The organism is Streptococcus parasanguinis (genome assembly GCF_001069785.1).
Lineage (GTDB): Bacteria > Bacillota > Bacilli > Lactobacillales > Streptococcaceae > Streptococcus > Streptococcus parasanguinis_T.
In genome coordinates this window covers 1-23,504 of sequence record NZ_JVSR01000108.1, presented here as the reverse complement: position 1 = coordinate 23,504, position 23,504 = coordinate 1, and the positions used below count along the sequence as shown (strand labels likewise).

Below are 23,504 nucleotides of genomic sequence, written 5' to 3'. Positions count from 1 at the left end.
TTAAATTACTCAGCACCTCGTTGTGCTCCATTTGGTTCTTCACATTAAAGATGCTTTCATTTTAATATAAATTATAGGATTTGTCAATGAAAAATTGTAAACGCAATCAAAAAAAGAGCACGCTTGTGGTGCTCCTTATAAAAAATTTATTATAACGTTGATTATCCTTGCCAATCTGCTGGATAAGTCACATAAATGAATCGTGCCTTATCTTTAACAGAAAATTGAATATCACTTCCCTTTGGAATAAAGATGATTTCACCCGGACCAGCACTCATGACTTCATCACCAGAAATAACATCCAATCGACCTTCAATGACATAATCTACTTCATCATAATCTAAATGCCAAGGGAAAGTTGTCTTGTCCATGGTCATCAAACCTAAGCCAAGTCGAGGACTTTCTTCCAGTGTTAAAAGATCTCGTGTATAGACTTGATGGTCTGGATTTCCTGTATCCAAACGATCTTCAGGACGAACATCTAAACTTGGTAATGAAATAGATGCTACACCAGCTTTACTAACACGCTTAGCCGAACCTTTCCCAGCCAATTCTTCTAAAAGAATTTTGCGAACCAAAGATTCAATATCTGTACGATTATAATCCATTTATTTTTACCCCCAATTAGGCTTCTTTCTTAGTCAAGAAGTAGGCAAGTAATACAGCAGTCACCCCACCAACAAACTTACCAATCATCATTGGAACAATCATTTTAGCATTTTGTCCAGCAGTAAATCCTAAGTGGTCCCCAATTACAAATGATGCAGATACAGCAAAGGCAATGTTCAAGATTTTACCACGTTTGTCCATATCTTTTAACATTTGGAACATGGCAATGTTGTTTGCCAAAGAAGCAACCAAACCAGCAGCCCCTACTTCATTCATACCTAATGATTTACCAATAGCTGAAAGAGGTTTGTTGGCAACTTTTGTAAACACTGCAACTAAACCAAAAGCTCCAGCCAATGTTACTGCAATCGAACCAACAACAACAAAGGCTTCTTGAAGTGTTTCTGCACCTTTTGGATATAGATTAATCAACCATTCATTTCCTGTTAAGAGTTGTGCAGCACCAAATGCTAAACCTAATGTTGCAATCACAACAATAATTTGACCAAAGATTTCAAATCCTTTAATCATTCCATTTGGAATAAGAAGTAAACCTAAGAAAATAAGTGCAGATACAATTACGATAGGGATCAAGTTGATTAACAAAGTACCAAATGATAAACCTGGAACTAGAAGTCCACCAACTAAACATCCGACAGGTACGGTTACCAAACCGTACAAAATACCACGAGCCAAGAAAGGACGATCTGATTTTTCGATAATTCCTAAAGCAACAGGTATTGTAAACACGATTGTTGGTCCCATCATAGAACCTAAAACGTAGGCCGCAAAATCACCAACAGCTTTATCTTGCGCTAAGCTTAAGGCTAAAGGTGCTCCACCCATATCATTTGCGATAAATGTTGTTGCAAAAATCGAAGGATCCGCACCTACCAAACCATAAAGAGGTACAATAACAGGTTTTAATAAGTCAGCCAACAAAGGAGCTACTACCATAATCCCTGCCATAGAAAGCGCTAACGCCCCCATAGCCATAATTCCCTCTTCAAACTTTTCACTAAGGCCCAATTTCCCGCCGATACATTTATCAACTGCACCGACAAGCATAAACAGAACCATAATGTAAATGATAATTTCATTTATACTCATAAATTAATCCCTACTTTCAATAATCATCCAGTTGATACTCAACTTTATCAATGATACCTATTATGACCATATCTACTGGGACATCCTGTCTATTCAAACTCACACGAGCTGAACTTCCTGTAGTGACCAACACTTGATCACCTTCACCAGCACCAATACAATCAGCAGCAATGACTAAGGCAGGATCTGTTTGATGGTCATCCAGTTGCCGCTCGACCACTAAAAACTTTAATCCATTAAGTTTTTCATCTTTTCTCGTAGCCCATAGACTTCCTTTCACTTTCCCAACAAACATCTCGCTACTCCTTATTCTTCTATTATAATATTGTGACGTTTCAAATAGTCTTTCGCAAGAGCGGTCACAATCATTCCTTTTTTAATTCGAATCCTATCATGATCAGATAGGTTCATTTCAATTAACTTTTTTTCAGTTAATAAGCCAACCTTTTCAACAGATTTCGGTTGTGTTTCATTCTTTGTCACATCATTTAAAGGTTTATTGTTTTCTCCACAAGTAGATTCTTCTAGCAATGATAGCAATTCTTCTTTTTTATAAAATTGAACACCATATCGAAGAAGCTTTTCGTACTGTTCTTGAAGATCTTGAAACAATAGTGCTTTAGATGTCTGCTTATATTGATGGAAATCAAAAGATTCATTAGGAACCAAAACTTTCTTTCCTTTTAGGAGACTCTTTATTACCACTGCTTCATCTGCGGTAAGCGGACACAAAGAAGCGATTCGCATCATTGCATCAAAACCAATTGATTCTACTAGAATGATATCAGCACTACTTGATTGTTTCACAACTTGATAACCTTCTTTCGATACGATTTCAGGAATATCAAATGCTCCGATAACAAATACTGAGGCCTTATGCGTTTCAACCTGTATTTTATCCATTAAACGGTCTGTAATCAAATCTACGATCTTATCTAGATTCTCCATTTTTGACCTACCTCCAACAACCAATACTAGTCTTTAATAATCCGACCACGGATTCCTTTGCTAAAACCACAAGCATTGGCTTCATCGTAATCGATATGCATATAAGTTGCAAATTTTGGACTCACACGAATCACAACGTCGTCAAAGATTAAAGGTCTTGCTCCTTCAACTTTTACTTTTACAATATCATGATTTTTTACGCCCAATTTTTCAGCATCTTCAGGTGTCATATGAACATGGCGTTTAGCAACAATTAAACCTTTATCCAAGGAAACCGACTTATCACCATTCACTAATACAATACCTGGAGTACCTTCAATATCACCACTTTCACGAATAGGAGCTTTGACTCCTAGTTGTAAGCAGTCTGTAAGTGATACCTCTACTTGAGACTCTTTTCTAACAGGTCCCAAAATAACGACATTATGAAAAGCTCCTTTAGGACCTACTACAGTCAACCGTTCTTTTGAAGCATATTGTCCAGGCTGAGATAAATCTTTAGCCTTTGTCAATTCATATCCAGTCCCAAACAGTGCATCTAATTCTTTACGACTTAAATGTACATGTCTCCCACTAGCTTCCACTTCAAATGAGCCATCTAATTCATTTTGAATCCTATCAATAACTTTATCAATTAAATTTTCAAATGACATTGTTATTCTCCACATTCTATTCTAAAATAAGCCACACTAAAACCTCAATTGATTTCAATAATGCAATCAGTTTCTCTGCATAAATATCTTGATTATCCGATGATACTAGCATTAATTCCTTACGGATATTTATAATTTCAAGATATAATTCATAACAAGAAAGTTTCCAATTCTCACATTTAAAATCAACTCTTACACTACCTTGATCTAACTGTTTAATGATTCGAATAGACTGTAAATCTTCATTTGTCCCAAAATTTGGATTATAAAACGAAATATCCTCTTCGATATAACAGCCGACAAGTTTTTCTACTATTTGAAGTAAAATCCCCAATTGATCAACTTTCTCATCTAAATATGCAAGATGAAGTTCCTTTTGGCATTTCAGAAAATACGTATATAGTTTCGTTAGCTTGAAAAGTAGTGGATACACAGCAGACTCTTCGAGAGACGAAACAGTCATATGAAATGGTTTACTAATCTCTGTTTGAGTTTTATTTGGCGAATCAGAATAAACTATCTGAATATGGCGATCATGCAAAAAACCTTTTGCAGCTGGAGTCAATTTATCATCATTCGAAAGTTTTAAGATATTTTGCTCACTGATCTTGCCATCTTTCATTAGCTTTCTAATTCGTGATTCAGTATAAACTGTCATGCATTCACATCCTTCTACCACAAATTAACCACAGGGATACAACGAGGTTGAGATTCAACTTCCCAACCTCGTACAGCTATTAATATGAATGAATATTCTTTACATCAAAATGCTTATTCCTATCAAAACATTAATTGCTGATTACCTGCATGAGAAATTATAAAAATCTACTCTTTATGAGGTAGGATAACTTCTACTTCAGAATGTGGACGTGGGATGACATGTACTGAAATTAATTCACCTACATTTTCAGCAGCTGCTGCTCCTGCATCTGTTGCAGCTTTAACTGCACCTACATCACCACGAACCATTACAGTTACCAATCCAGCACCAACTTGTTGTTTACCAATCAATGTAACATTTGCTGCTTTTACCATAGCATCTGCTGCTTCGATAGCACCTACTAAACCTTTTGTTTCAACCATTCCTAATGCGTTTGCGTTTGACATAATCTTTTCCTCCTATTATTAAACCTAATTATTCAGCTGATGGATGTGGTAGAATAACTTCTACTTCAGAGTGTGGACGTGGGATTACGTGAACTGAAATTAATTCACCCACAATTTCAGCAGCAGCTGCTCCTGCGTCTGTTGCTGCTTTAACCGCACCTACGTCACCACGAACCATTACAGTTACCAATCCAGCACCGACTTGTTGTTTACCAATCAATGTAACGTTTGCTGCTTTTACCATAGCATCTGCTGCTTCGATAGCACCTACTAAACCTTTTGTTTCAACCATTCCTAATGCGTTTGCGTTTGCCATTTTAATTTCCTCCAATTATGAAATGAATAAGTTATTTAGTTAATTTTGATAACACACGTTGAACAAGCAGATCAACTAATTGTTCTTCATCTACTTGCTTATCAACTTCACAGCGTTGACAGTCAAGATTTTCTTGATTTTCAGCCTTTCTCAAATCTGACAATTCTGCAGTACCATAAGCGACACGGCGAATATTAATCAAATTCAATGGGCTGACATTATCAGATGTTGCGCTTCCACCTACAGCTCCACAACCTAAAGTAAAGGCTGGGAACAAACCTGTTGTAGCACCAACTCCTCCTAAAGCAGCAGGAGTATTGACCAAAAGTCTTGAAACAGGTTTTCTTAAGGCAAATTCTCGAACGATACTTTCATCTTGGGTGTGGATAGCTAATGTGTGTCCAGCTCCTTCATGATGAAGAATTCGAATACTCAACTCACATGCTTCTTCCCAATTTTTAACAGTATAGAAACCAAGAACAGGAGCAAGTTTTTCCATAGAATATGGATATTGTTTTCCGACTCCTTCACCGTCAGCGATCAAGACACGAGCATCATCTGGAACAGAAATTCCTGCCAGTTTAGCGATCACTTGAGGTGTTTTACCTACCATTTTTGGATTCATTGCTCCACTAGGTAGAATAATGAAGGAACCAAGTTTCTTAGCATCTTCTTTAGGAACGAAGTAAGCACCTTGACGTTTGAACTCTTCAACAACCTTATCTTTTGTTTCTTCTTCGACAATGATTGATTGTTCAGAAGCACAGATCACACCATTATCAAACGTTTTTGAATCTAGGATTTGACGAACTGCTTTAGGAATATCGGCAGTTTTTTCGATAAAGGCTGGACCATTACCAGGACCTACCCCAATAGCAGGTGTTCCTGATGAATACGCAGCTTTTACCATCGCATTCCCACCAGTTGCCAAGATCAAGTTTGTATCTTTGTGTTTCATCAATTCATTGGTTGCTTCAATAGAAACTCGTTGAATAACTCCGATTGCACCCTCGGGACAACCTGCTGAAACTGCAGCTTTTTTAATAATATCAACAGTTTCATTGATACATTTTGCAGCATGTGGGTGTGGAGAGAAAACAATACTGTTTCCACCTTTTAAAGCGATAAGCGCTTTATACATGACTGTTGAAGTTGGATTGGTTGAAGGGATTAATCCGGCAACCACACCAACTGGAACACCAACTTCAATAACTTTGTTTTCTTTATCTTCGTTCAAAATACCAACTGTACGCATATCCTTGATTTCTTCAAGAATACCTTTTGAGGCAAGGGCATTTTTTAAAACTTTATCTTGCCACTTCCCAAATCCAGTTTCTTCTGCGGCCATTTTGGCTAAACGTTCTCTTTGATCATAACAAGCTTTAGCTACAACTTTTACAATCGTATCGATTTGTTCCTGACTCATCAATGCTAGTTTTTGTTGTGCAACTTTAGCTCGTTGAATCAAATGGCGAACTTCTTGTATAGATAAAAGATCTTTATCTTCAATATACATTCAACTTTCTCCTATGATTTCAATTTCAGTAAAGCTTGAATTAGTAATTGTTTGTTCGCAAATTTAATTTCTTTCTTAGATAGATCGATTTTATCTTCCCGATAAGCAATACTTCTTAATTCAACAACTTTGAATTTATTTAATTCTTTCTCAGAATATTTCTGTTGTCCTTCTGTTAGAACCTCTTCATCAACTATAATTTCAGAAATGACATCTTCAACAAAAGCTGTTTCATTATCTGATATTAAAGGTTTTGGATTAACTTCGGGTACATCCATCGAATCAATTGCTTCTAAAACACTCTCTTCTATAGATGAAGAAGTTTCAACTTTGGACACATCTTTATTCACTTCCTTTTGAATTGGAAGGAGGATCGAATCAGTTTGCGAGTCTAATCGTGCAATCACGTGACTATGAAGATAGTATGGTTGATCTTGTGCAATCTCAACTGCAGCTTCCACTGCTGATCTTACTGCACTAACATCTCCAACCAATTGAACCGTATTTAACCCTGACTTAACAGTTTCGACATTCAATAGTGAGACGTTGGCAGCTTTCAGTGCAGCATCGGCAACTACGACCGCCCCAAGAAAACCTCGTACTTCAATTAATCCAAGTGCTTTTTCTGCCATAAGCACACCTCATCTTAATAACTCTTTGGATTATCTGCAATACTTTGAACAGTTTGGGCAAATGCATCACATGCTGCACGACATGCAGATTGAGAGCCAATCAATAATCCACCTGCAAAGTTTGTTTCACTTGGTGGTCCATAGAATGCACCAACCGATACATCAGCAGCTTTTAAAGCTGCATCTAGAGCCACCATAGCTTCTGCAGGAGGAGCAATTAAGTAAGCAATGGCTGTTCCTTCTTCTGCGTTTGCACCTTCTGAAAGATAGCTACCTGCTCTAGAAATACAATGAGCAAAATATGGGATGCTGTCATCATCATTTGCACTATAGAAACTAGCCCCGTTTTCAATTTCATAAACCACAACATCTAAGCCGCTACGAACTTCTTCCGGATTTGGACCTGCCAAAATACCGATGACTTCACCAGCCAACTTTGTAGAAGCATTCCCGGCTCCAGCATACATACTACGAGCATAAACAACTTCAACATCAGCTGCTTTTGTCGCTTCATCCAAAGCAACATAGGTTACATCATCACAGTCAGAGGTAACAATTCCCAAACTTCTATGATGTGGTTTCAGTTCCAATGATGCTGCTAACCCTGCATCTACATTAGGAATTAATAATGCACTTAATACGTTAGCGCCAAGTCTATCATTTTTCAAAATCTAAACCCCATTTCTATTTTAATTCTACCCCTGACTTCTTATTATCAAGAATCTTCTTAATAATTTCAGCCACGTAGGCTCCAGCTTCAACTGCAGGAGTTCCACCTTTATGAATGTTTGATACTACTGTACGACGTGATTCTGGCATCCCAACTGTTGGTTTATAAGCCATATAAGCACTCATCGATTCAGCTGTCACCAGACCAGGACGTTCTCCTACTAGCATACAGATAACCTCAGCTCCTGTAAGTTCAGCGATTTGGTCCATTGCAGCTACCCGAGCATGTTTGATGAAAAGAACTTCATTAAAATCTAGACCAAACATTTTCAACCCTTGTTTTAAGGCTGGTAAGAAATCTCTTACGTTTGCTTCAATCGCTGACGAACTCAAACCATCACCAACAACGATTTGTACTTTAGGATTTGGTTTACAAGATTCTTTGATGATTTTCTGTTGATCTTCTGGGAATACACGACCATAGTCCGGACGAGTTAAGTATTCATCTTTCGTTGATGCTTTTGTTTGAACAGGAATGAATCCCATTTCTTTAACAAAATCATCTGATACATATGAGAACACCGCATCTTGAGCTGCAGCATGGTCTGCACGGAAACGAAGAACTGTCTCTGTTTTGTAACGGTTTCCTGCTCTCCACAATCCCAAACGAGCTGGTGTGAATTTTTTAATTTTACGATAAGCTTCTTCGTTAATTGCATTTGGAACTAAAAACTGTTCCTGAATATCCACTTCTGTTATATCTGGAATAATTCCATCTTCAATAGTCGTTTCTTCTTTATCAGGTTGAACACCATTCTTTTCTAGAGACTTAAATTCGGAGTCTTGCTTTTGCTCTTCCTTTTTTAGCTCTGTAACAGTATCTGTATCCATTTCGCTTAACAAAGAACGAATCATTTCTTTTAAATCTTGTTCATTCACTGTCAATACCTCCTTACTAATTTTGTTTCATAAAGATAGATCCATCTCCACCGATTTCAGTAAGATGTCCATCCTTCATCAATCCCATTTTTTCCATCCACTCTTCAAATTCTTTGATTGGACGTTTGTTCAAGAGATCACGCATCGTAGCAGTTTCATGATAACCAGTAGTTTGATAGTTCAACATGATATCATCACCATGAGGAATTGCCATGATGTAGTTAACATTAGCTGCTCCAAGAAGAACCAATAGATTTTCAGCGTCATTTTGATCGGCTTTCATGTGGTTCGTGTAACAAATGTCACAACCCATGGAAATACCGGTCAGTTTGCCCATGAAGTGATCTTCCAAACCAGCACGAATAACTTGTTTTGAATCATACAAATATTCCGGACCGATGAATCCAACTACTGTGTTAACCAAGAATGGATCAAAACGTTTCGCAAAACCATAACAACGTGCTTCCATCGTTACTTGGTCAGCACCATGGTGAGCATCTGATGACAACTCAGAACCTTGACCAGTTTCAAAGTACATCACATTTGGACCAGCTGCAGTACCAACTTTATGAGCTGTATCTTTAGCTTCCTGAAGAACTTTTGCATCAAAACCGAATGCCGCATTCCCTTTTTCAGAACCTGCGATAGACTGGAATACCAATCCAGTTGGAGCTCCTTGGTTCATTGCTTCAATCTGAGTTGTAACGTGAGCTAGCACACAGTGTTGTGTTGGAATCTTATACTCTTCGATAAAATCATTAAACTTATGAAGAATTCGTTTTGTACTCTCTACAGAATCATCAACTGGGTTCAACCCTAACAGAGCATCCCCACATCCATAAGCAAAACCTTCCATTGTAGAGGCCATAATTCCATCAGGATCATCTGTAGTGTGATTTGGTTGCAAACGAGAAGAGAATGTTCCCGGCATACCAATGGTTGTATTAGCGCGTTTTGTAATGACAATCTTATTTGCTGCAACAATCAAGTCTAAGTTTGTCATCAACTTAGCAACCGCTGCAACCATTTCTGAGGTTAATCCACGAGAAAGCCATTGAATATCAACATTTTGGTGGTTGTTATCTAAAATCCACTCACGAAGTTCAGAAACAGTCCAATTTTTAATCTTTTCATAAGTACGAAGGTTTACATCATCAATAATAATACGAGTTACTTCGTCCTCTTCGTATGGAACAACAGGATTGTTAAACAAATCTGATAGTTTTAATTGTGATAAAACCACCTTAGCTGCTACACGTTCTTCAGAAGATTCAGCCGCCACCCCAGCAAGTTGGTCACCCGACTTGTATTCATTGGCTTTAGCTAGAACTTCTTTTACTGATTTGAATTCATAGACTCTTCCAAATAATTTTGTCTTTAAAATCATTTAAAGTCTCCTCCTTTAATAATTTCTTAATTAAAAACTAACGTTTTAACAACGACCGGCAAGACCGATCCCTCTATCACTGGATTACCTATATCGATGTAGTCACCATTTTGGACATCAACTGAGTCAATACATACAAACGGATAATCTTTTGGTAATTCAGCAAACAAACATTGCCCTAAAACCTTAGCCATATCTTCTCTAACAACTACAAGTAATGGAATGTTCTTTCGAATACTTTCTCCCATTCCTTTTATGATAGCGCTTGCATATTCTTGTACTCTAACAAAACTTGGACTTTTTTCACCATTAATTGCTAAAGCAACCTGTTGAACTTCATTTTCTAAGGTAAACCATTCTAATTTATCATGAATGATTTCTGTTAATTTTTCACAACTCTCTAGCTCGTCGTCCTTCGCTAATTTCAAAACAGGTATATTTCTAATCGGTAAAGTTTTAGAAATATAAGTGATGGTGCTTCCGCTTACCTCTGTTGTATGACTTCCAGCACCTACGACTGTTGCTCGAATTGTTTCGGCTGATTCAATCACTCTCTTTTGTTCAAAAATCTTTGATTGACGAATAGCACGTCCCAATATGATACCAATATCACCGTAGGCAAAATCATTAGTAGCAGAATCTTGATAAATAGCATCGGCTACTCCTCCAGAAAATGAAACACATTTCAATTCATAATCGAGTCGCAATCCATGGTTGGTTTGTAAAAACTCGTAATATGGAGCATCCACTTCAAGCCCAACTGCCTTTTCTAAAACTCTCACTAAAATTTGGATTAATTTATTCAATTCATCCCTATTTACAATTTCATCCAAAAACAGTCTTAAATTTTCTTGTTTTATAATTTCTTGTAGTTTCGGTGAAATATAATGTATTTTAAGTGTATTAGGATCAATCTTGATCAAACGACCGCCAATATCAAAACAACCTGTATCAATTACATCTCCTTCGCGAAATGCAGCGAAGTTTGAAGTTCCACCTCCAATATCAATATTTACAACGGAAGTATGGTGTTCTTGAGAATATTGGTGTGCACACGCTCCCTTGCCTGCGATAATACTCTCTAGATCTGGCCCCGCAGTAGCAACTACAAAGTCCCCAGCGTAACCGCTCAACGCCTGCAAAACTTGGCTGGCATTTTCTTTTCTAGCTGTTTCACCGGTAATAATTACTGCCCCCATCTGAATATCTTGCTTTTCAATCCCAGCTTTTTGATATTCTTGGATAACAAAATCTTTTATCTTATCAACTTCTATCAAAGACTGATGTGAAATTGGTGTAAAAATAATTTTACTTTTATAAAGGACTTTTTTATCCGTTATATATACTCTTGGGATTGTAAATACAGAAGCAATATTTTCAATTGTAAGTTCAGATAGGACCAATTGAGTAGTTGCAGTTCCAAGATCTAACCCAACACTCAAAATTTTATCCGACATAGGAAACCTCCAAAAAAAGACGCTTAAAGAATGCACTGAAACATCGGTTTCTTGCATCCTTTAAGCGTCATTGCTTTTCGACTGACTTCATTGTTAGTCTAGAATTATTTACACTTTAAAAATTATCTTAACTTGCGTTCCCTCATTGTTTGAGGTCGTGACTAGTCTTCCGGATAATTTACTCTCTACAAATCTTTGAACAAGTATTAAGCCAAGATGCTCTTGACCCACGGTTTCGACATTGTAACCGCTACCATTATCAATTACTTGTATACGTATTATATCATCATTTTTCGTCATTTGCAAACGAATACATTGATTTTTTTTATTTTTTTGATATTTTTTATTGGAAAAAGCATGCTCATAAGCATTTTGTAATAATTCATTTATTACCAATGCCAGTGACGATGCTCTATTATGATCCAAGTAAATATCATCACATAATTTTAATTTTAATTGAATTTCTGATTTTTCTGCAAAACAGCGTTGAAGATTTGATGAAACAATTTCAACCAAAGACTTCAAATCTATTTTTTCATTTTCTTGATTAGAAAGAAGTTCATAGGTAGCAGCTATCGAGAAAATTCTGTTTATACAGTCTTCAAAAGCAACTTTTGTACCAAACTCTTTAACCTGTGCTCCTTGCAATCGCAATAAAGAAATAATGGTTTGAAGATGATTTTTAACTCGGTGATTAATTTCTCGAGAAGCAATCAAACTCTCTTGGATTTCTTTGTCTTTTTCCCGTAGTTCACTGGTATCTTTTATAGTAATAATCGTTTGATGATTGCGAGCATTGGGATAACACTTCACTTGAAAATAATGTTTTCCGTACTTAACTGTTTTATTACTATTTGAAAAATTATCCTCTACTAATTCAGAAAAAATTGTTCCATCTAAAGAGAGATTATCATAATGCATTCCTTGTATACTTTCTAAGTAACCCAACTTACTTCGATATAAGACAACCGCTGATTGATTGCAATGTAGTAAAAATCCTCCTCGATCAAATACTAATACTGCATCTTCTACATAATCTAATAATGATACCTCTTCTTCCCGGATTGATTCAGAAGGTGCTTGAAAAATATAAGAATGGTCACCTTTCGAATGCTGGAGAGAAAAACTTGATGAGAAACTATCTGAAAAATCACTTTCAACGATTAAAGTAGCAATTACTTTTTTTCCTCTGATAATTGGAAAAACAGTCTGTTCAATTGCAACTCCTTCTTGCGATTGTCCTCGAAGACCCACAGAAGGAACACCTGTTTGAAGTGTACGAAGAACCCCAGGTTCATTTTCTAAAAAGGCAGACTGCCCAACAACTGTTTTTTCATACAAGCTCTCCTTTGTATGAGGCTTTCTATGAAAAACGACAATTGCATGATCAGAATAAATATTTTTTACATCAATGAAGACGTCCTTATCCATAAACTCTTTGCTTGATAAAACTGCCTCTGATTGTCGAATCAAATAATCAATATCTGCTTCATTAAGATCTGTTTTATCCTCGCAAAATTTCTTTATCTGATTATTGTACTTCATTATTCAATAACAGCAACTTTGCAATTTCAATCATTGGAACACGCTTTTGCATACTGATTGTCCGAATCTGTTTAAAAGCCTCTGGTTCCGTAAGATTATCTCTCGTCATCAAAAGTCCTTTAGCCTTTTCTAAAACAATTCGATCATCGAGCTTCTTACTAATTTTAATTAATTCCTTCGAAAGTAATTGCTGTTGCCGTCCTTTCTCTATACAAACTGCTATTGTAGGAATTAAAGACTTTGCATCCAACGGTTTTACCAAGTAAGCACTAGCACCAGTTAAACTTGCTTTTTTGATATAATGGTCATCATTATAAGCAGAGAGAATTATCACACCGTATGCTAATTCATCATCTAATATTTTTTTACCTGCTGATAAACCATCTAATAACGGTAATTTAATATCCATTATTACTAGATCGAAAAAGTGTTTTTGACAAAGTTCAATAGCTTCAAAACCATCACTTGCTTCTGCAGCCACTTCATAATCTGACTGTTCTAAAATTTGTTTGATATCTAAGCGAATAATCGGATCATCATCACAAATTAGTATTCTGCCTTTCATAAACTCCATCCCTCATATGAAATTATGTTCTTGTTACAACTGTACTTGAAAAGCCTAGAATCTCTTCTAAACCATTTAATACTGCGTGGAGTGATGCATCTACTGACGCAACATCCCCTGTCATTACAACAGATCCGCTAAATCGATCCACAAAACCAATCTGTACCCCAGCTGCTTTAGTAGCTATATCCACAGCAATAATTGCAGCCTCACTTGGAGTGATGGTCAATATCCCAATAGCATCACGAAAATCTGTCTGTAACCCCAATTTTTCAAAAATAACAGGATCAGGACTAGCAATTAAATGTGCTAATGTGACTTGTTTACCAGGAACGTATTCCTGAATCATTCTTTGTTTTTCTGACATTTATTACCACCTCTGGATTGGTTTTACAATAAATATAATTCTAAATAATTTGATTATACTATATTTAGTATTCGCTTTCAATAAATTTTATTAATTAAATTATTACATAACAGTGTCAAATTAAAGATCTTAAATTTGAGGGAAATTTTTTTAATCCTTTAATCTTTTGTATGTTAGTTTAACTATTTGAAATAATTGATTATAAAATATAGAACCATTAATATCTAATTATGTACTATGCAAAACCAATACAAGACAACTTATTAGTGCTTTTAAAAAATTATAAAAGTAAGCCTATATTAAACAAAATAAATTTAAAAATTCCAATTAATCATGTGAACTTTTATTATATATATTTATAAAAAAATCTGAACTCACAAGTCTTTCTTAATTCTCACTAGCAGATTCATTTCTACTATATTAATTAGTCTTTATAATTTATTTTTGTTAATTTAAAATGACTTTTTTAGAAAGCTTGTTCTAAAACCTTTAATAATTCTTCAACTGTAGGGACTCTAGGATTTGTAATCGTACACTTATCCAATAAAGCAGCTTCCGCAATCTCACGTTTATGAGCATTAAAATCATCCACTCCCACTCCATAAGATCTTAAAGAAGTCGGAAGATCTAATTTCTTCTGAAGTTTTCGAACAGCATCCACTAATTTTCTTACACCCAGAATAGGTGTAGAAGCACTCAACCCTAATAAACGAGCAATCTGTTGATATCTTTCAGCAGTTTCTTTATTCAAATTACCAGCACGGGTACCGGTCGTTGCCACATTCGCATTATACTGGATAATATGTGGCATTAAGATACTATTAAGTCGTCCATGAGGAATATGGAATTTAGCTCCAGCTGCATGGGCGATACTATGATTAATCCCCAATGAAGCTGAGTTGAAGGCCATTCCCGCCAAAGTAGAGGCTACATGCATTTTTTCACGTGCTTCTAAATCATGTCCATTTTTGTATGCACGAGGCAAGTATTCAAATACTAATTTGATAGCTTTTTCAGCCAAAGCATCAGAAAAATCAGTTGCTTTATTTGAAACATAGGCCTCAATCGCATGCGTTAATACATCCATACCAGTATCTGCTGTAATATTAGCTGGTAGTGTTTCCACCAAATTGGAATCTAATATAGCGATATCCGGTAGAATATCCCAATCTACGATCGGATACTTTTGCCCTTTCTCAGCATCAGTAATAACTGCGAAACTTGTCACTTCAGATCCTGTTCCACTAGTAGTTGGTATAGAGATCAATTCCACATCAGTAAAAATCCCTTGTTTCTTCGCAAAGTAATACATTGCTTTAGATGCATCAATTGCAGATCCCCCACCGACAGATAAGACAATATCGATTGATTTCCCTTCAGTCGCGTGAATCCCTGCCACAATAACATCAATAGGCGGATCTGGAACAATATCAGTAAAGGTTATGATATCGTTACTAGCGTCTAAATAATCAAGAATTTTATCTAACTGTCCAGATTCTTTTAAAAACGGATCAGCAACAACCAATATGGTTTTGTTATGATAGTTTTCTAATTGGGCCAAAGCACCTTTGCCGACAAAAATTTTAGTTTTGTAGTAAATATTATACATTCTTTCTCCTTTCTTTTCAGAGTTTCTTATTTTATTTTACCCCCTTTATCATTTGAAACTCTTTAAAACAACATAAAAAGAAGCCACATGAAACACTACCAAATAGTATAAATTTTGGCATATTTCATATAGCTTCATTGCTTAAAATTGTACGTCCTTGTACTTTACAAAAAGTATAACATAAAAACGCTTACAACGCAAAAGAAAAAACATATATTTTATTTTTTTGATCATAATACTTGCAGATTCTTCTAGATCGTGCTATCATTAAATTACTAGAAATGATTTTGGTACTTTTAAGAGTATGGAAGTTTGGTGAAAATCCAACACGGTCCCGCCACTGTGATAAGCTTAGCTTTAAGTCAGGTCTTTATTCTTAAATTTTAGTAGATTTCACGCCTCGATGTAAGGTGGTGATGTCAGTTAGGAAATACACCAAAATAGTGCTTTCCCCTATTGACTCTACGTATGAGTACGTATCATTTTCTAAGGATGGGGTTCCCATCATCTGCAAAGAAGCAGAGTCAATATTTGGAAAGCTACTGTTAACCAATGAAGCTTAGCACGAAATTTGTACACTGTTGTACATCTGGCTTTCGAATTCTAACCTTGTCCTTCCCTTTAGGGAAGACAAGGTTTTTTCCTATCACCTCTAATCAAAAAGTTATGACATAGGTAAAAAAGCACTGCCCCTATTTTTTTATTAGAGGTAGTGCTTTTATTCTAGTTATTATTTTTCTTTGCCCAACGCTCCACATCTGCTTTTGTAATATTGTGAAACACTTTTGCTCCTCTTTCATAAGGAATATCCTCACAGTGTTTTCGATAATTAATCACTCTTGCAAGAGCAAAGAAATAGTCAGATAAACGATTAACAAAAATTAAAACTTGATTATTAATTTCATTTGTCCACATGGTCGCGACAATATGTCGTTCTGCACGACGCGCAATGGTTCTTGCTACATGAACCATTGAAGCAATTTCATCACCGCCAGGTAAAATGAATCTTTCCAGAGCTGGTGGAATATCCGCATACGTATCAATTCGTTCTTCAATCCATTTGATGAGGCTTTCATCCACTTTATATGGGTAAACACCATGTGGAGTAGATAAATCTGAACCGCAATCAAACAAATAATTTTGTAACTGATACAATTCGTCTCTCAATTCATCTTCAGGATCCATTTTACTAATCGTATAACCAACCCAAGTATTTAGTTCATCAATAGTCCCGTATGCATTGACTCGATCTGAATCCTTTGCAACACTTTGACCACCTACTAATTTTGTAAGACCTTTATCGCCGGTCTTTGTATATAATTGCATATTTTCCTCCTCTATTTCTATTATCTAATATCGACATAGTCATCCCGATCCAATTTTCCTTCTTCAAAAGTTGGCATATGTTCTATGGTATATACCGAACTTTCCATTAAAAAGAAAGCTAAAGGACAGCCAGAACCTTCTCCTAAACGCATATCCATTTGAAGCATAGGGGATAATCCTAAGTAGTCAGAAACAATCCGATATCCTGGTTCTGTTGAACAATGTGATGGGAAACAATAATCTAAAACCTCTTTCTTTAATTGAGAAGCAATCAAGAGTCCCGTTAAAGAAATCAGTCCATCGATGACACAAGGCAGTTGATGTTGGGCACATGCTAGATAGGTGCCAACCATTCCCAACATATCCAGCCCACCAACTTTTGAAACCAGATCAATCATATCACTATAAGGCGCATGACTGGTTACTGATTCTTGGATAACTGCTGTTTTATGAGCCTTCATCTTTTCCGTAACTCCCGCTCCATATCCCGCCACCTCTTGTGCAGGGAGCCCCAAAGTTGCGGCAATAACTGATGCGGATGTCGTGGTATTTCCAACCCCCATCTCACCAGTCCCAAATAAGGTATAGCCCTGATTAATCAATTCAACAGTTCTTCTATACCCAACCAAAATCGCTTCTAGGGCCTCCTGACGAGTCATGGCAGGTTCCTTTAGCATATTTCGTGTTCCATTTAGAATATGGTCTGGATTATCAGGATAGATTGGGCTTTTACAACCAATATCAATGACGCAAATATCTGAACCCGCATATTCAGCAATATTAGCCACCCCTGCTTTCCCATTTCTAATATTATTGGCTACAATAAATGTTGTTTCGATAGGGTTTGAGGAGATTCCTTCATCGCAAACTCCATTATCCGCTACATAAATCATGACCATTTTCTTCGTCAACTGGATATTGTCAGGGAACATCGCATGTAATCTAGCATACATTTTTTCCATTTTTCCTAATGCACCTAGAGGTTTCGCTAATCGATCACAATAGTTTTTTCCCTCTTCTAATGCTTTAGCATCAATCGGTACAATATTTTTTAGGATTTGATTTAATTCATCTTGCCTATCCACAGATTTCCTCCACCTTCTTCACTTTTAGCCCATCATATATAATTTTGCTTAGATTCCTTATAGAATAATAGCTTGCCAGAGGATGTTGGGAAAGTCGTTCTTCTAACTTATTCAAGTGAATCAGCTGATCTTGAGTCAACAGAATACCAACGATGCTACCACTATGAGCAACATTTACTCCTAGTAAACCTAATTCTGTTGTAATTTCTATAATTTCTTCTAAATAGGGTTTGGGCAACCGTTTGTTATTTAACAAGGCACTTGTAGTCGCCAACTTACCTAATAGCTTCACATTTTGTTTGTCACAGGCAGTTTTGAAATCAATCAGCAATTTCTTTGATTGCTTAGCAGGATACAAGGGACTATCTGTCATTCTTATGAAACTCGTTGTATCGACGATTTGATCTGGCTCTAGAATGTACACATAAAGATTCGGTTTCCATTTTGTCTGCCATTTGATCGCACCGTCAAGAGGATTCATCACAGTCCAGTCTGAAAAACCGACGGAATCGCTTGGTTCAATCTTAGAACATAAGCTCGTTAACAGAGGGACTGACACTTCCTTTTGTTTGCAAGAAAAATAAGCACCTAAAATTGACAGCATATCCGCTGTACTACTAGAATATCCCTTTCCAACAGAGATATCTGTTTGAAAAGAGAAGTCGAAATCTATCTGATCTGTTAATTCATTTATAACTCGCAGCATTTTAGGACGCAACTCTTCTCCTACTACACCTGTTTGAGGGCCAATTAATACTTGGCTTTTCTTTTCAATGCCATAAGACATCAAAAATTCACGACCATCTACAACACATTGGAATAATTCTCCACAAGATCCTGGACAAGATGCTATCATTGTCCCTTCCACTACTCATGTCCTCCAAGAATCGCTTTCAAGGCGACTAATAAACAGGTATTCTCTTCTCTGCTACGAATTGCAACGCGGTAGTAATCACTACTTAAATTACGGTAGTTGGAACAGGAGCGGATAAAAATGTTATAGCGCCATAATTCTTCACGTAAATTCTTAGACCCCGTATACTTAAAAAAGATATAATTAACACTTGGTTTTAAAACAGTTAATGCAGAAAAAGTTTCCAAAGAACGATACAGGAAGTCTTTTTCCTCTTGTAACCATTTTAGAGTCTGAGCTTGATAATCCTGATCCTTTAAAATCACAGGCAAAGCTTGAAGAGCCAGTGCATTAATTGTCCACGGAGCCCTACGTTCATTAATCTTTGTTAAGCATGGATGTTTCCCAAGGGCGTATCCTAATCGTAATCCTGGAATCGCATAAAACTTGGTTAGAGATCGAACAACAATTGTATTTGTAAACTCACTCAAATATGGAACAAAACTATACTTTTCCTCGTCTTCTAAAAAGTCAATAAAAGCTTCATCTAGAATAAAATGAATATTCCGTTCCAGTAATTTTTTCGCAATTTCTAGCAATTGACTAACTGGAACAACAGATCCAGTTGGATTATTGGGATTACATAATAAGACAACATCTCCTGCTTTCAAATGATCCATGTCTGATAAAAGATCTTTCACTGTCCAAACAAAATTAGGAGATGTTAAATGATGATAAATAATTTCTGTCCCTTCTTGATAAAAAGCCTTTTCATATTCCATAAAGGTTGGACTTAAAATCAGTAATCTCTTGGGTTTTAAGATCTGAGCTAACTCATAAAATAAACCTACCGCACCATTTGACAAAAGAATTTCTAGATCATGATTACCGTGATGGTCTCTAAGTAAATCTTTTTCATATTGGTTTGTGATATCTGGGTACTCTGTAATTCTATCAATGCTCTCCACTAAGACTTGGCGGAGGTTTTCGGAAACTCCAAGAGGATTGATGTTGGCACTAAAATCAATCCACTTTTCAGAAGAGTTTCCATTTTTTTCAGCTAATAGACGTCCATTCCCTCCGTGTTCAACAATCATACACATCTCCTTCTTGAAAGATAAAGTAGTCCTTTTAGATTATATCATGTTTACTCACTCTCAAGAAAGTCTTTTAAAGCATCGATCCCAGTATTTTCAGTTGAAGAAATCTCAAAAATTTGTTTAACACCTGCATCTAACAATTGTTTACGCGCAAATTCCAATTGCTCCTCAGAGTCTACTAGGTCAATCTTACTAATGATTCCAATCACATCTTGGGTGAATAATGAAGAAAATCCTTGAGGAAAAGTTTGCATGGTTGAATTCCCTGCAATTAAGAGTCCAATGATTTCAGCTTCTGCTGCAGTCACTGTTAAAGCATTGTAATAGCGTCTGTGTTGTAAAAATTCCCCTGGCGTATCAATAATACTATCGTGAAATTGAACAGCCTGCGTTTTAAAATACTCAATATCTAATCCTTTTAATCGTTGGGTTAGCGTTGTTTTACCCACTCCCACTGAACCAACAAACATGATTTTCTTCATAAATCTCCCCTATTTTTTAATTAATTGTGCCTCATCAGTTCCCAACTTGATTGTTTCTCTACTCTTAACTAAAACACCTTTGTTTTCATCACGACCTTGTAAGAAGTATTTGGCATCTTTGCTATCATATGTATCTACTGCAGTCTGTGAAAGTAAGCCAATTCCTTTAGATGGATCCCGTAATAGGTTAAAGATGATTCCCATCTGTAATCCTTCAAAATCTTTCAACATTGCATAGTCTCCATTACTATCTCCAGCAATTAGAATAGGATCTTGGTTCCCATGTTTATCTGCAATGAACTTCTTGATTGTTTTTGTTTTTCCTTCACCTTGTGTTTGGAAGTAGTCGTTATTGTATTCTGATTGAATGACACCAGAATCATTTTTAACGAGTTCCATTCCATAGACATGGTCTTCAGTAATATTATATCCAAATTTTTCCTTAGTAGCAAAAGGAACAACAACATCTCGGAATGAAGCAGAAACAACATAAACATCTATGCCATTATCTTGTAGTGTCTTATAAAGATTTTGCATCTCTTTTACTGCGCGAACACCACGTTTAAATTTGATTTCTACTTGACCAGCTTCACCCTTCAAGCTTTCTGGGCTCACCCAAGTTTCATAAACTAAATCTTCTTTTAAGGCACGTTCAATTGATTTTTCAGATAAGGCTTGAACTTCTTCTGAAGTCATACCTGTAAATAAGTAGGTAACCCATGGATAAGAAATATCTGAACTGAAAGTTCCACCAATTGCTTCGTAAAGATAACGTAATTTAGCACTGAAATCTTTATATTCGTCTAATTGTTTCACTTCATCAAGACTCTTAGTCCCCTTAAAACCTTTGTATTCGTTATAAAGAACAGTATAATCAGAAACGATATCCTTAGCAATATTATCAATGTTGACAGGATTTCCTTCTTTATTGTTATGATCTTCTTTAAAGTTATCCTCTGGGATATTTGTACGAATAGCCTTATCTAACTCTTCCGGTGTCATCTTAAAATCTAAGTTTTCAATTTGATAAGTAAAAGTTGCTTCACCAATATCGTTGATTACTGTTGTGTTATCCCAGTCAAATACAGCATACGGCTTCGCTGATTCATTATATTTTGAACTAGATTTGCCATTATCTTTAATAACATTACTTAATTTCTTATATAACTTATCCTCCCACTGCCCACGATTAAGCACTTGATCTTCTTTTGATACACTTGTTTCTTGACTAGCTTTACTAGGCTCAGTTGTTTTAGATGACTGAGAAGCCTGACAACCAACCATAAATAAGGCAAGACCACAAACAAAAAAGAGACGATGTTTCTTCATGAGAAAACCTCCAAAATAAAATTTTATTAATTAGAAAAAAGGCAATAAGATACCTATGATTTGAAACGGTTGCGCCATTGCAATCATAGGCCTCATTGCCTTTTATATTATTCCAAACCAATTATACTAATTAGACAATTGAATGTCAACCGAAAACGGTTACATTTTTATCACAAATAAAATTCTACTATTCTACAAAACAATATAGTAAAATGATATTTACGAATAATTGGGTAATGAGTTCCTACTTCATGAAGCGAATTTTATTTTTCTGAAAATTCGTTTTCATTGTCTTCTCCTCTATCCTCTGCTATACTTGGATTATCAAAGAAAGGAGACAAGCCTATGACATTGTCCAATAAATTCACACTTTCTCTTGCCTCACTGGCAGTTCTTGGTCTTTTAGCAGCCTGCTCGAATCCGACAGCTCAAACACCTGCAAGCTCTGCTAGTTCACAACAGGTCGCGTCAAGTGCTTCAAGCTCTAAAACTTCTCAAACGGCTAGCCAACCTGAAAATCTAGATGGGACATACAAGGGGACTGATGAAACTGATCAGATCACTCTGACCCTTTCTGGTACGACGGGCACATGGGAAGAGCTTGAAAGCGATGGCGAGAAAGAAAGCAAACCTGTAACCATTCACGCTGACAATCATACTCTCACTGTAGGGGATGATCTCAAATATTACAAACTAGAAGGTAACCAACTCACTATTGAAGATGACGATCGCGATCCTTCTGATACCATTGTATTAACTAAATAGCATAAAAAATAAGAGGTTAGGATGTTGATCCCAACCTCTTTTTTCATCTTAATGGAATTGCATCCCACCATCCACGATAATGGTTTGACCTGTGATGTAGTTTGAGTCAGGTCCAGCAAGGAAGCTGACAGCCGCTGCTACATCTTCTGGTTCAGAAAGACGTTTCAAAGTGATATCTTTAGCGAATGTTTGCATACCCCATTCGTCATCTTTACCTGCGTTCTTACCAACTTCATGGGCAATGTCAAACATCATTGGAGTCTTGACGATACCTGGTGCATACGCATTGACAGTGATGCCTGAATCCGCCAAGTCACGCGCCAAAGTCTGTGTGATACCACGAACTGCAAATTTAGTACCACCATAAACAGTCAAGTTAGGGTTACCTACAACACCTGCTTGTGAAGTTGCATTGATGATTTTTCCGCCATGGCCAAGCGCTTTGAATTGAGCTTGTGCAGCTTGAGCACCCCAAATCACGCCACCAACGTTAATAGCAAATGTACGTGTAAATTGTTCTTCTGTAATTGTATCAAGTGGTGTAGTTGGCGCAACACCTGCATTGTTTACGACAACATTCAAATCTCCAAAATGGTCAACAACCTTTTGGAAAGCTGCAGCCACTTCTTCTTTTTTAGATACATCAGCAACAACCGCAAAAGCATTTTCAGCCGATAACTCAGCAACTGCTTTTTCAGCTGTTTCAGCATTGTAGTCCAATACTCCAACCTTAAAGCCATCTTGCACCAAGCGTTTTGCGATTGCAAAACCGATTCCTTGACCAGCACCTGTGACAATAGCTACTTTAGACATATGATTCCTCCTTGGTATCAATGATACCAGCAAACGTTCATATAGAACAGCAAGGGTTGACAACTAGTTTTGATGGGGTCTATCATAAATTCCGACAAAACTATGCTAATAGTATACTCTTTTGTGAAAAACATTTCAAACTCTAGCCTGTTTTTTGAAAAAAATAGTTTATTTATATGATATCTTTATTTAGTGATAAATGAACTAAAGCGTGAAATAGAGTAAAGTTTTTAGCCAAAACGGTTAACTGTTCTATTCTGTAAACCCTACATAAAAAGAGAGTGGGACAAAAGTCCTAGCCTCTCAATTGTTTTTGGATTGT

Annotated in this window: 26 protein-coding genes and 1 riboswitch; of the genes, 1 reads left to right on the top strand and 25 read right to left on the bottom strand. The window is 36.4% G+C overall.

Annotated elements, in window-relative coordinates:
* Nucleotides 1–161: 161 nt before the first annotated feature.
* The 24 genes from ADG03_RS10090 to ADG03_RS09975 all read right to left on the bottom strand — a co-directional run bounded on the left by ADG03_RS10090 (nt 162) and on the right by ADG03_RS09975 (nt 21,604).
* Entirely contained in the window at nt 162–608 is a 447-nt protein-coding gene (locus ADG03_RS10090) for a cupin domain-containing protein (protein WP_049472800.1), read from the bottom strand.
* Nucleotides 609–624: 16 nt separating this feature from the next.
* Nucleotides 625–1,719 carry an ethanolamine utilization protein EutH gene (locus ADG03_RS10085; RefSeq protein WP_049472799.1) on the bottom strand — a complete coding sequence of 365 codons (1,095 nt, stop codon included), beginning with the start codon at nt 1,717–1,719 and terminating at the stop codon, nt 625–627.
* A gap of 16 nt (nt 1,720–1,735) precedes the next feature.
* Nucleotides 1,736–2,014 carry a EutN/CcmL family microcompartment protein gene (locus ADG03_RS10080; protein WP_049472798.1) on the bottom strand — a complete coding sequence of 93 codons (279 nt, stop codon included), beginning with the start codon at nt 2,012–2,014 and terminating at the stop codon, nt 1,736–1,738.
* 11 nt (nt 2,015–2,025) lie between these two features.
* Nucleotides 2,026–2,667: an ethanolamine utilization protein gene (locus ADG03_RS10075; protein WP_049472797.1), complete on the bottom strand. Its 642-nt coding sequence runs from the start codon at nt 2,665–2,667 to the stop codon at nt 2,026–2,028.
* A 26-nt stretch (nt 2,668–2,693) separates the two neighbouring features.
* Nucleotides 2,694–3,320 carry an ethanolamine utilization phosphate acetyltransferase EutD gene (eutD, locus tag ADG03_RS10070; RefSeq protein WP_049472796.1) on the bottom strand — a complete coding sequence of 209 codons (627 nt, stop codon included), beginning with the start codon at nt 3,318–3,320 and terminating at the stop codon, nt 2,694–2,696.
* A gap of 16 nt (nt 3,321–3,336) precedes the next feature.
* Complete coding sequence (locus tag ADG03_RS10065) at nt 3,337–3,978, bottom strand: hypothetical protein (RefSeq protein ID WP_049472795.1); 642 nt, start codon at nt 3,976–3,978, stop codon at nt 3,337–3,339.
* A gap of 167 nt (nt 3,979–4,145) precedes the next feature.
* Nucleotides 4,146–4,427: a BMC domain-containing protein gene (locus tag ADG03_RS10060; protein WP_006596190.1), complete on the bottom strand. Its 282-nt coding sequence runs from the start codon at nt 4,425–4,427 to the stop codon at nt 4,146–4,148.
* 28 nt (nt 4,428–4,455) lie between these two features.
* Nucleotides 4,456–4,743 (bottom strand): BMC domain-containing protein, encoded by a 288-nt coding sequence (locus ADG03_RS10055; protein WP_049472794.1) that lies wholly within the window; start codon nt 4,741–4,743, stop codon nt 4,456–4,458.
* Nucleotides 4,744–4,774: 31 nt separating this feature from the next.
* Complete coding sequence (locus ADG03_RS10050) at nt 4,775–6,259, bottom strand: acetaldehyde dehydrogenase (acetylating) (RefSeq protein ID WP_053090709.1); 1,485 nt, start codon at nt 6,257–6,259, stop codon at nt 4,775–4,777.
* An 11-nt stretch (nt 6,260–6,270) separates the two neighbouring features.
* On the bottom strand, nt 6,271–6,891 hold the full coding sequence (locus ADG03_RS10045; RefSeq protein ID WP_049472793.1) for a BMC domain-containing protein: 621 nt from the start codon (nt 6,889–6,891) through the stop codon (nt 6,271–6,273).
* 14 nt (nt 6,892–6,905) lie between these two features.
* The gene (gene eutL / locus ADG03_RS10040) at nt 6,906–7,559 is read right to left on the bottom strand and encodes an ethanolamine utilization microcompartment protein EutL (protein WP_003006890.1); all 654 of its coding nucleotides are present in this window, start codon (nt 7,557–7,559) and stop codon (nt 6,906–6,908) included.
* 16 nt (nt 7,560–7,575) lie between these two features.
* The gene (gene eutC / locus ADG03_RS10035; protein WP_049472792.1) at nt 7,576–8,499 is read right to left on the bottom strand and encodes an ethanolamine ammonia-lyase subunit EutC; all 924 of its coding nucleotides are present in this window, start codon (nt 8,497–8,499) and stop codon (nt 7,576–7,578) included.
* Between the two features lie 16 nt (nt 8,500–8,515).
* Entirely contained in the window at nt 8,516–9,886 is a 1,371-nt protein-coding gene (locus tag ADG03_RS10030; protein ID WP_049472791.1) for an ethanolamine ammonia-lyase subunit EutB, read from the bottom strand.
* Between the two features lie 26 nt (nt 9,887–9,912).
* Nucleotides 9,913–11,343 carry an ethanolamine ammonia-lyase reactivating factor EutA gene (eutA, locus tag ADG03_RS10025; protein WP_049472790.1) on the bottom strand — a complete coding sequence of 477 codons (1,431 nt, stop codon included), beginning with the start codon at nt 11,341–11,343 and terminating at the stop codon, nt 9,913–9,915.
* A gap of 108 nt (nt 11,344–11,451) precedes the next feature.
* A complete protein-coding gene (locus ADG03_RS10020) occupies nt 11,452–12,888 on the bottom strand; it encodes a sensor histidine kinase (RefSeq protein WP_049472789.1) in 1,437 nt (478 codons plus the stop codon).
* Complete coding sequence (locus ADG03_RS10015; RefSeq protein WP_037607841.1) at nt 12,875–13,453, bottom strand: ANTAR domain-containing response regulator; 579 nt, start codon at nt 13,451–13,453, stop codon at nt 12,875–12,877. The genes ADG03_RS10020 and ADG03_RS10015 overlap by 14 nt, the downstream gene beginning before the upstream one ends.
* 22 nt (nt 13,454–13,475) lie before the next feature.
* Nucleotides 13,476–13,820, bottom strand: a complete 345-nt coding sequence (locus ADG03_RS10010; RefSeq protein ID WP_003006878.1) for a BMC domain-containing protein — start codon at nt 13,818–13,820, stop codon at nt 13,476–13,478.
* 466 nt (nt 13,821–14,286) lie between these two features.
* Nucleotides 14,287–15,429 carry a 1-propanol dehydrogenase PduQ gene (locus ADG03_RS10005; RefSeq protein WP_049472788.1) on the bottom strand — a complete coding sequence of 381 codons (1,143 nt, stop codon included), beginning with the start codon at nt 15,427–15,429 and terminating at the stop codon, nt 14,287–14,289.
* Nucleotides 15,430–15,708: 279 nt separating this feature from the next.
* Nucleotides 15,709–15,854: riboswitch (adenosylcobalamin (AdoCbl) riboswitch) on the top strand.
* A gap of 298 nt (nt 15,855–16,152) precedes the next feature.
* Nucleotides 16,153–16,755 carry a cob(I)yrinic acid a,c-diamide adenosyltransferase gene (locus tag ADG03_RS10000; RefSeq protein ID WP_003006874.1) on the bottom strand — a complete coding sequence of 201 codons (603 nt, stop codon included), beginning with the start codon at nt 16,753–16,755 and terminating at the stop codon, nt 16,153–16,155.
* Between the two features lie 20 nt (nt 16,756–16,775).
* On the bottom strand, nt 16,776–17,840 hold the full coding sequence (gene cobT / locus ADG03_RS09995) for a nicotinate-nucleotide--dimethylbenzimidazole phosphoribosyltransferase (protein ID WP_049472787.1): 1,065 nt from the start codon (nt 17,838–17,840) through the stop codon (nt 16,776–16,778).
* Nucleotides 17,833–18,708: a GHMP family kinase ATP-binding protein gene (locus tag ADG03_RS09990; RefSeq protein WP_023023532.1), complete on the bottom strand. Its 876-nt coding sequence runs from the start codon at nt 18,706–18,708 to the stop codon at nt 17,833–17,835. The genes cobT and ADG03_RS09990 overlap by 8 nt, the downstream gene beginning before the upstream one ends.
* Complete coding sequence (cobD, locus tag ADG03_RS09985; RefSeq protein ID WP_049472786.1) at nt 18,708–19,790, bottom strand: threonine-phosphate decarboxylase CobD; 1,083 nt, start codon at nt 19,788–19,790, stop codon at nt 18,708–18,710. The genes ADG03_RS09990 and cobD overlap by 1 nt, the downstream gene beginning before the upstream one ends.
* Before the next feature lie 50 nt (nt 19,791–19,840).
* Nucleotides 19,841–20,275 (bottom strand): EutP/PduV family microcompartment system protein, encoded by a 435-nt coding sequence (locus tag ADG03_RS09980; protein WP_049472785.1) that lies wholly within the window; start codon nt 20,273–20,275, stop codon nt 19,841–19,843.
* A gap of 9 nt (nt 20,276–20,284) precedes the next feature.
* Nucleotides 20,285–21,604, bottom strand: coding sequence for a haloacid dehalogenase-like hydrolase (locus ADG03_RS09975; RefSeq protein WP_049472784.1), 1,320 nt, complete (start codon nt 21,602–21,604; stop codon nt 20,285–20,287).
* 345 nt (nt 21,605–21,949) lie between these two features.
* Between ADG03_RS09975 and ADG03_RS09970 the strand changes: the two genes are divergently transcribed.
* Nucleotides 21,950–22,369, top strand: a complete 420-nt coding sequence (locus ADG03_RS09970) for an SP_0198 family lipoprotein (RefSeq protein ID WP_003006862.1) — start codon at nt 21,950–21,952, stop codon at nt 22,367–22,369.
* A 48-nt stretch (nt 22,370–22,417) separates the two neighbouring features.
* Here ADG03_RS09970 and ADG03_RS09965 read toward each other — a convergent pair whose 3' ends face one another.
* Nucleotides 22,418–23,182: a (S)-acetoin forming diacetyl reductase gene (locus ADG03_RS09965; protein WP_049472783.1), complete on the bottom strand. Its 765-nt coding sequence runs from the start codon at nt 23,180–23,182 to the stop codon at nt 22,418–22,420.
* Nucleotides 23,183–23,504 lie beyond the last annotated feature (322 nt).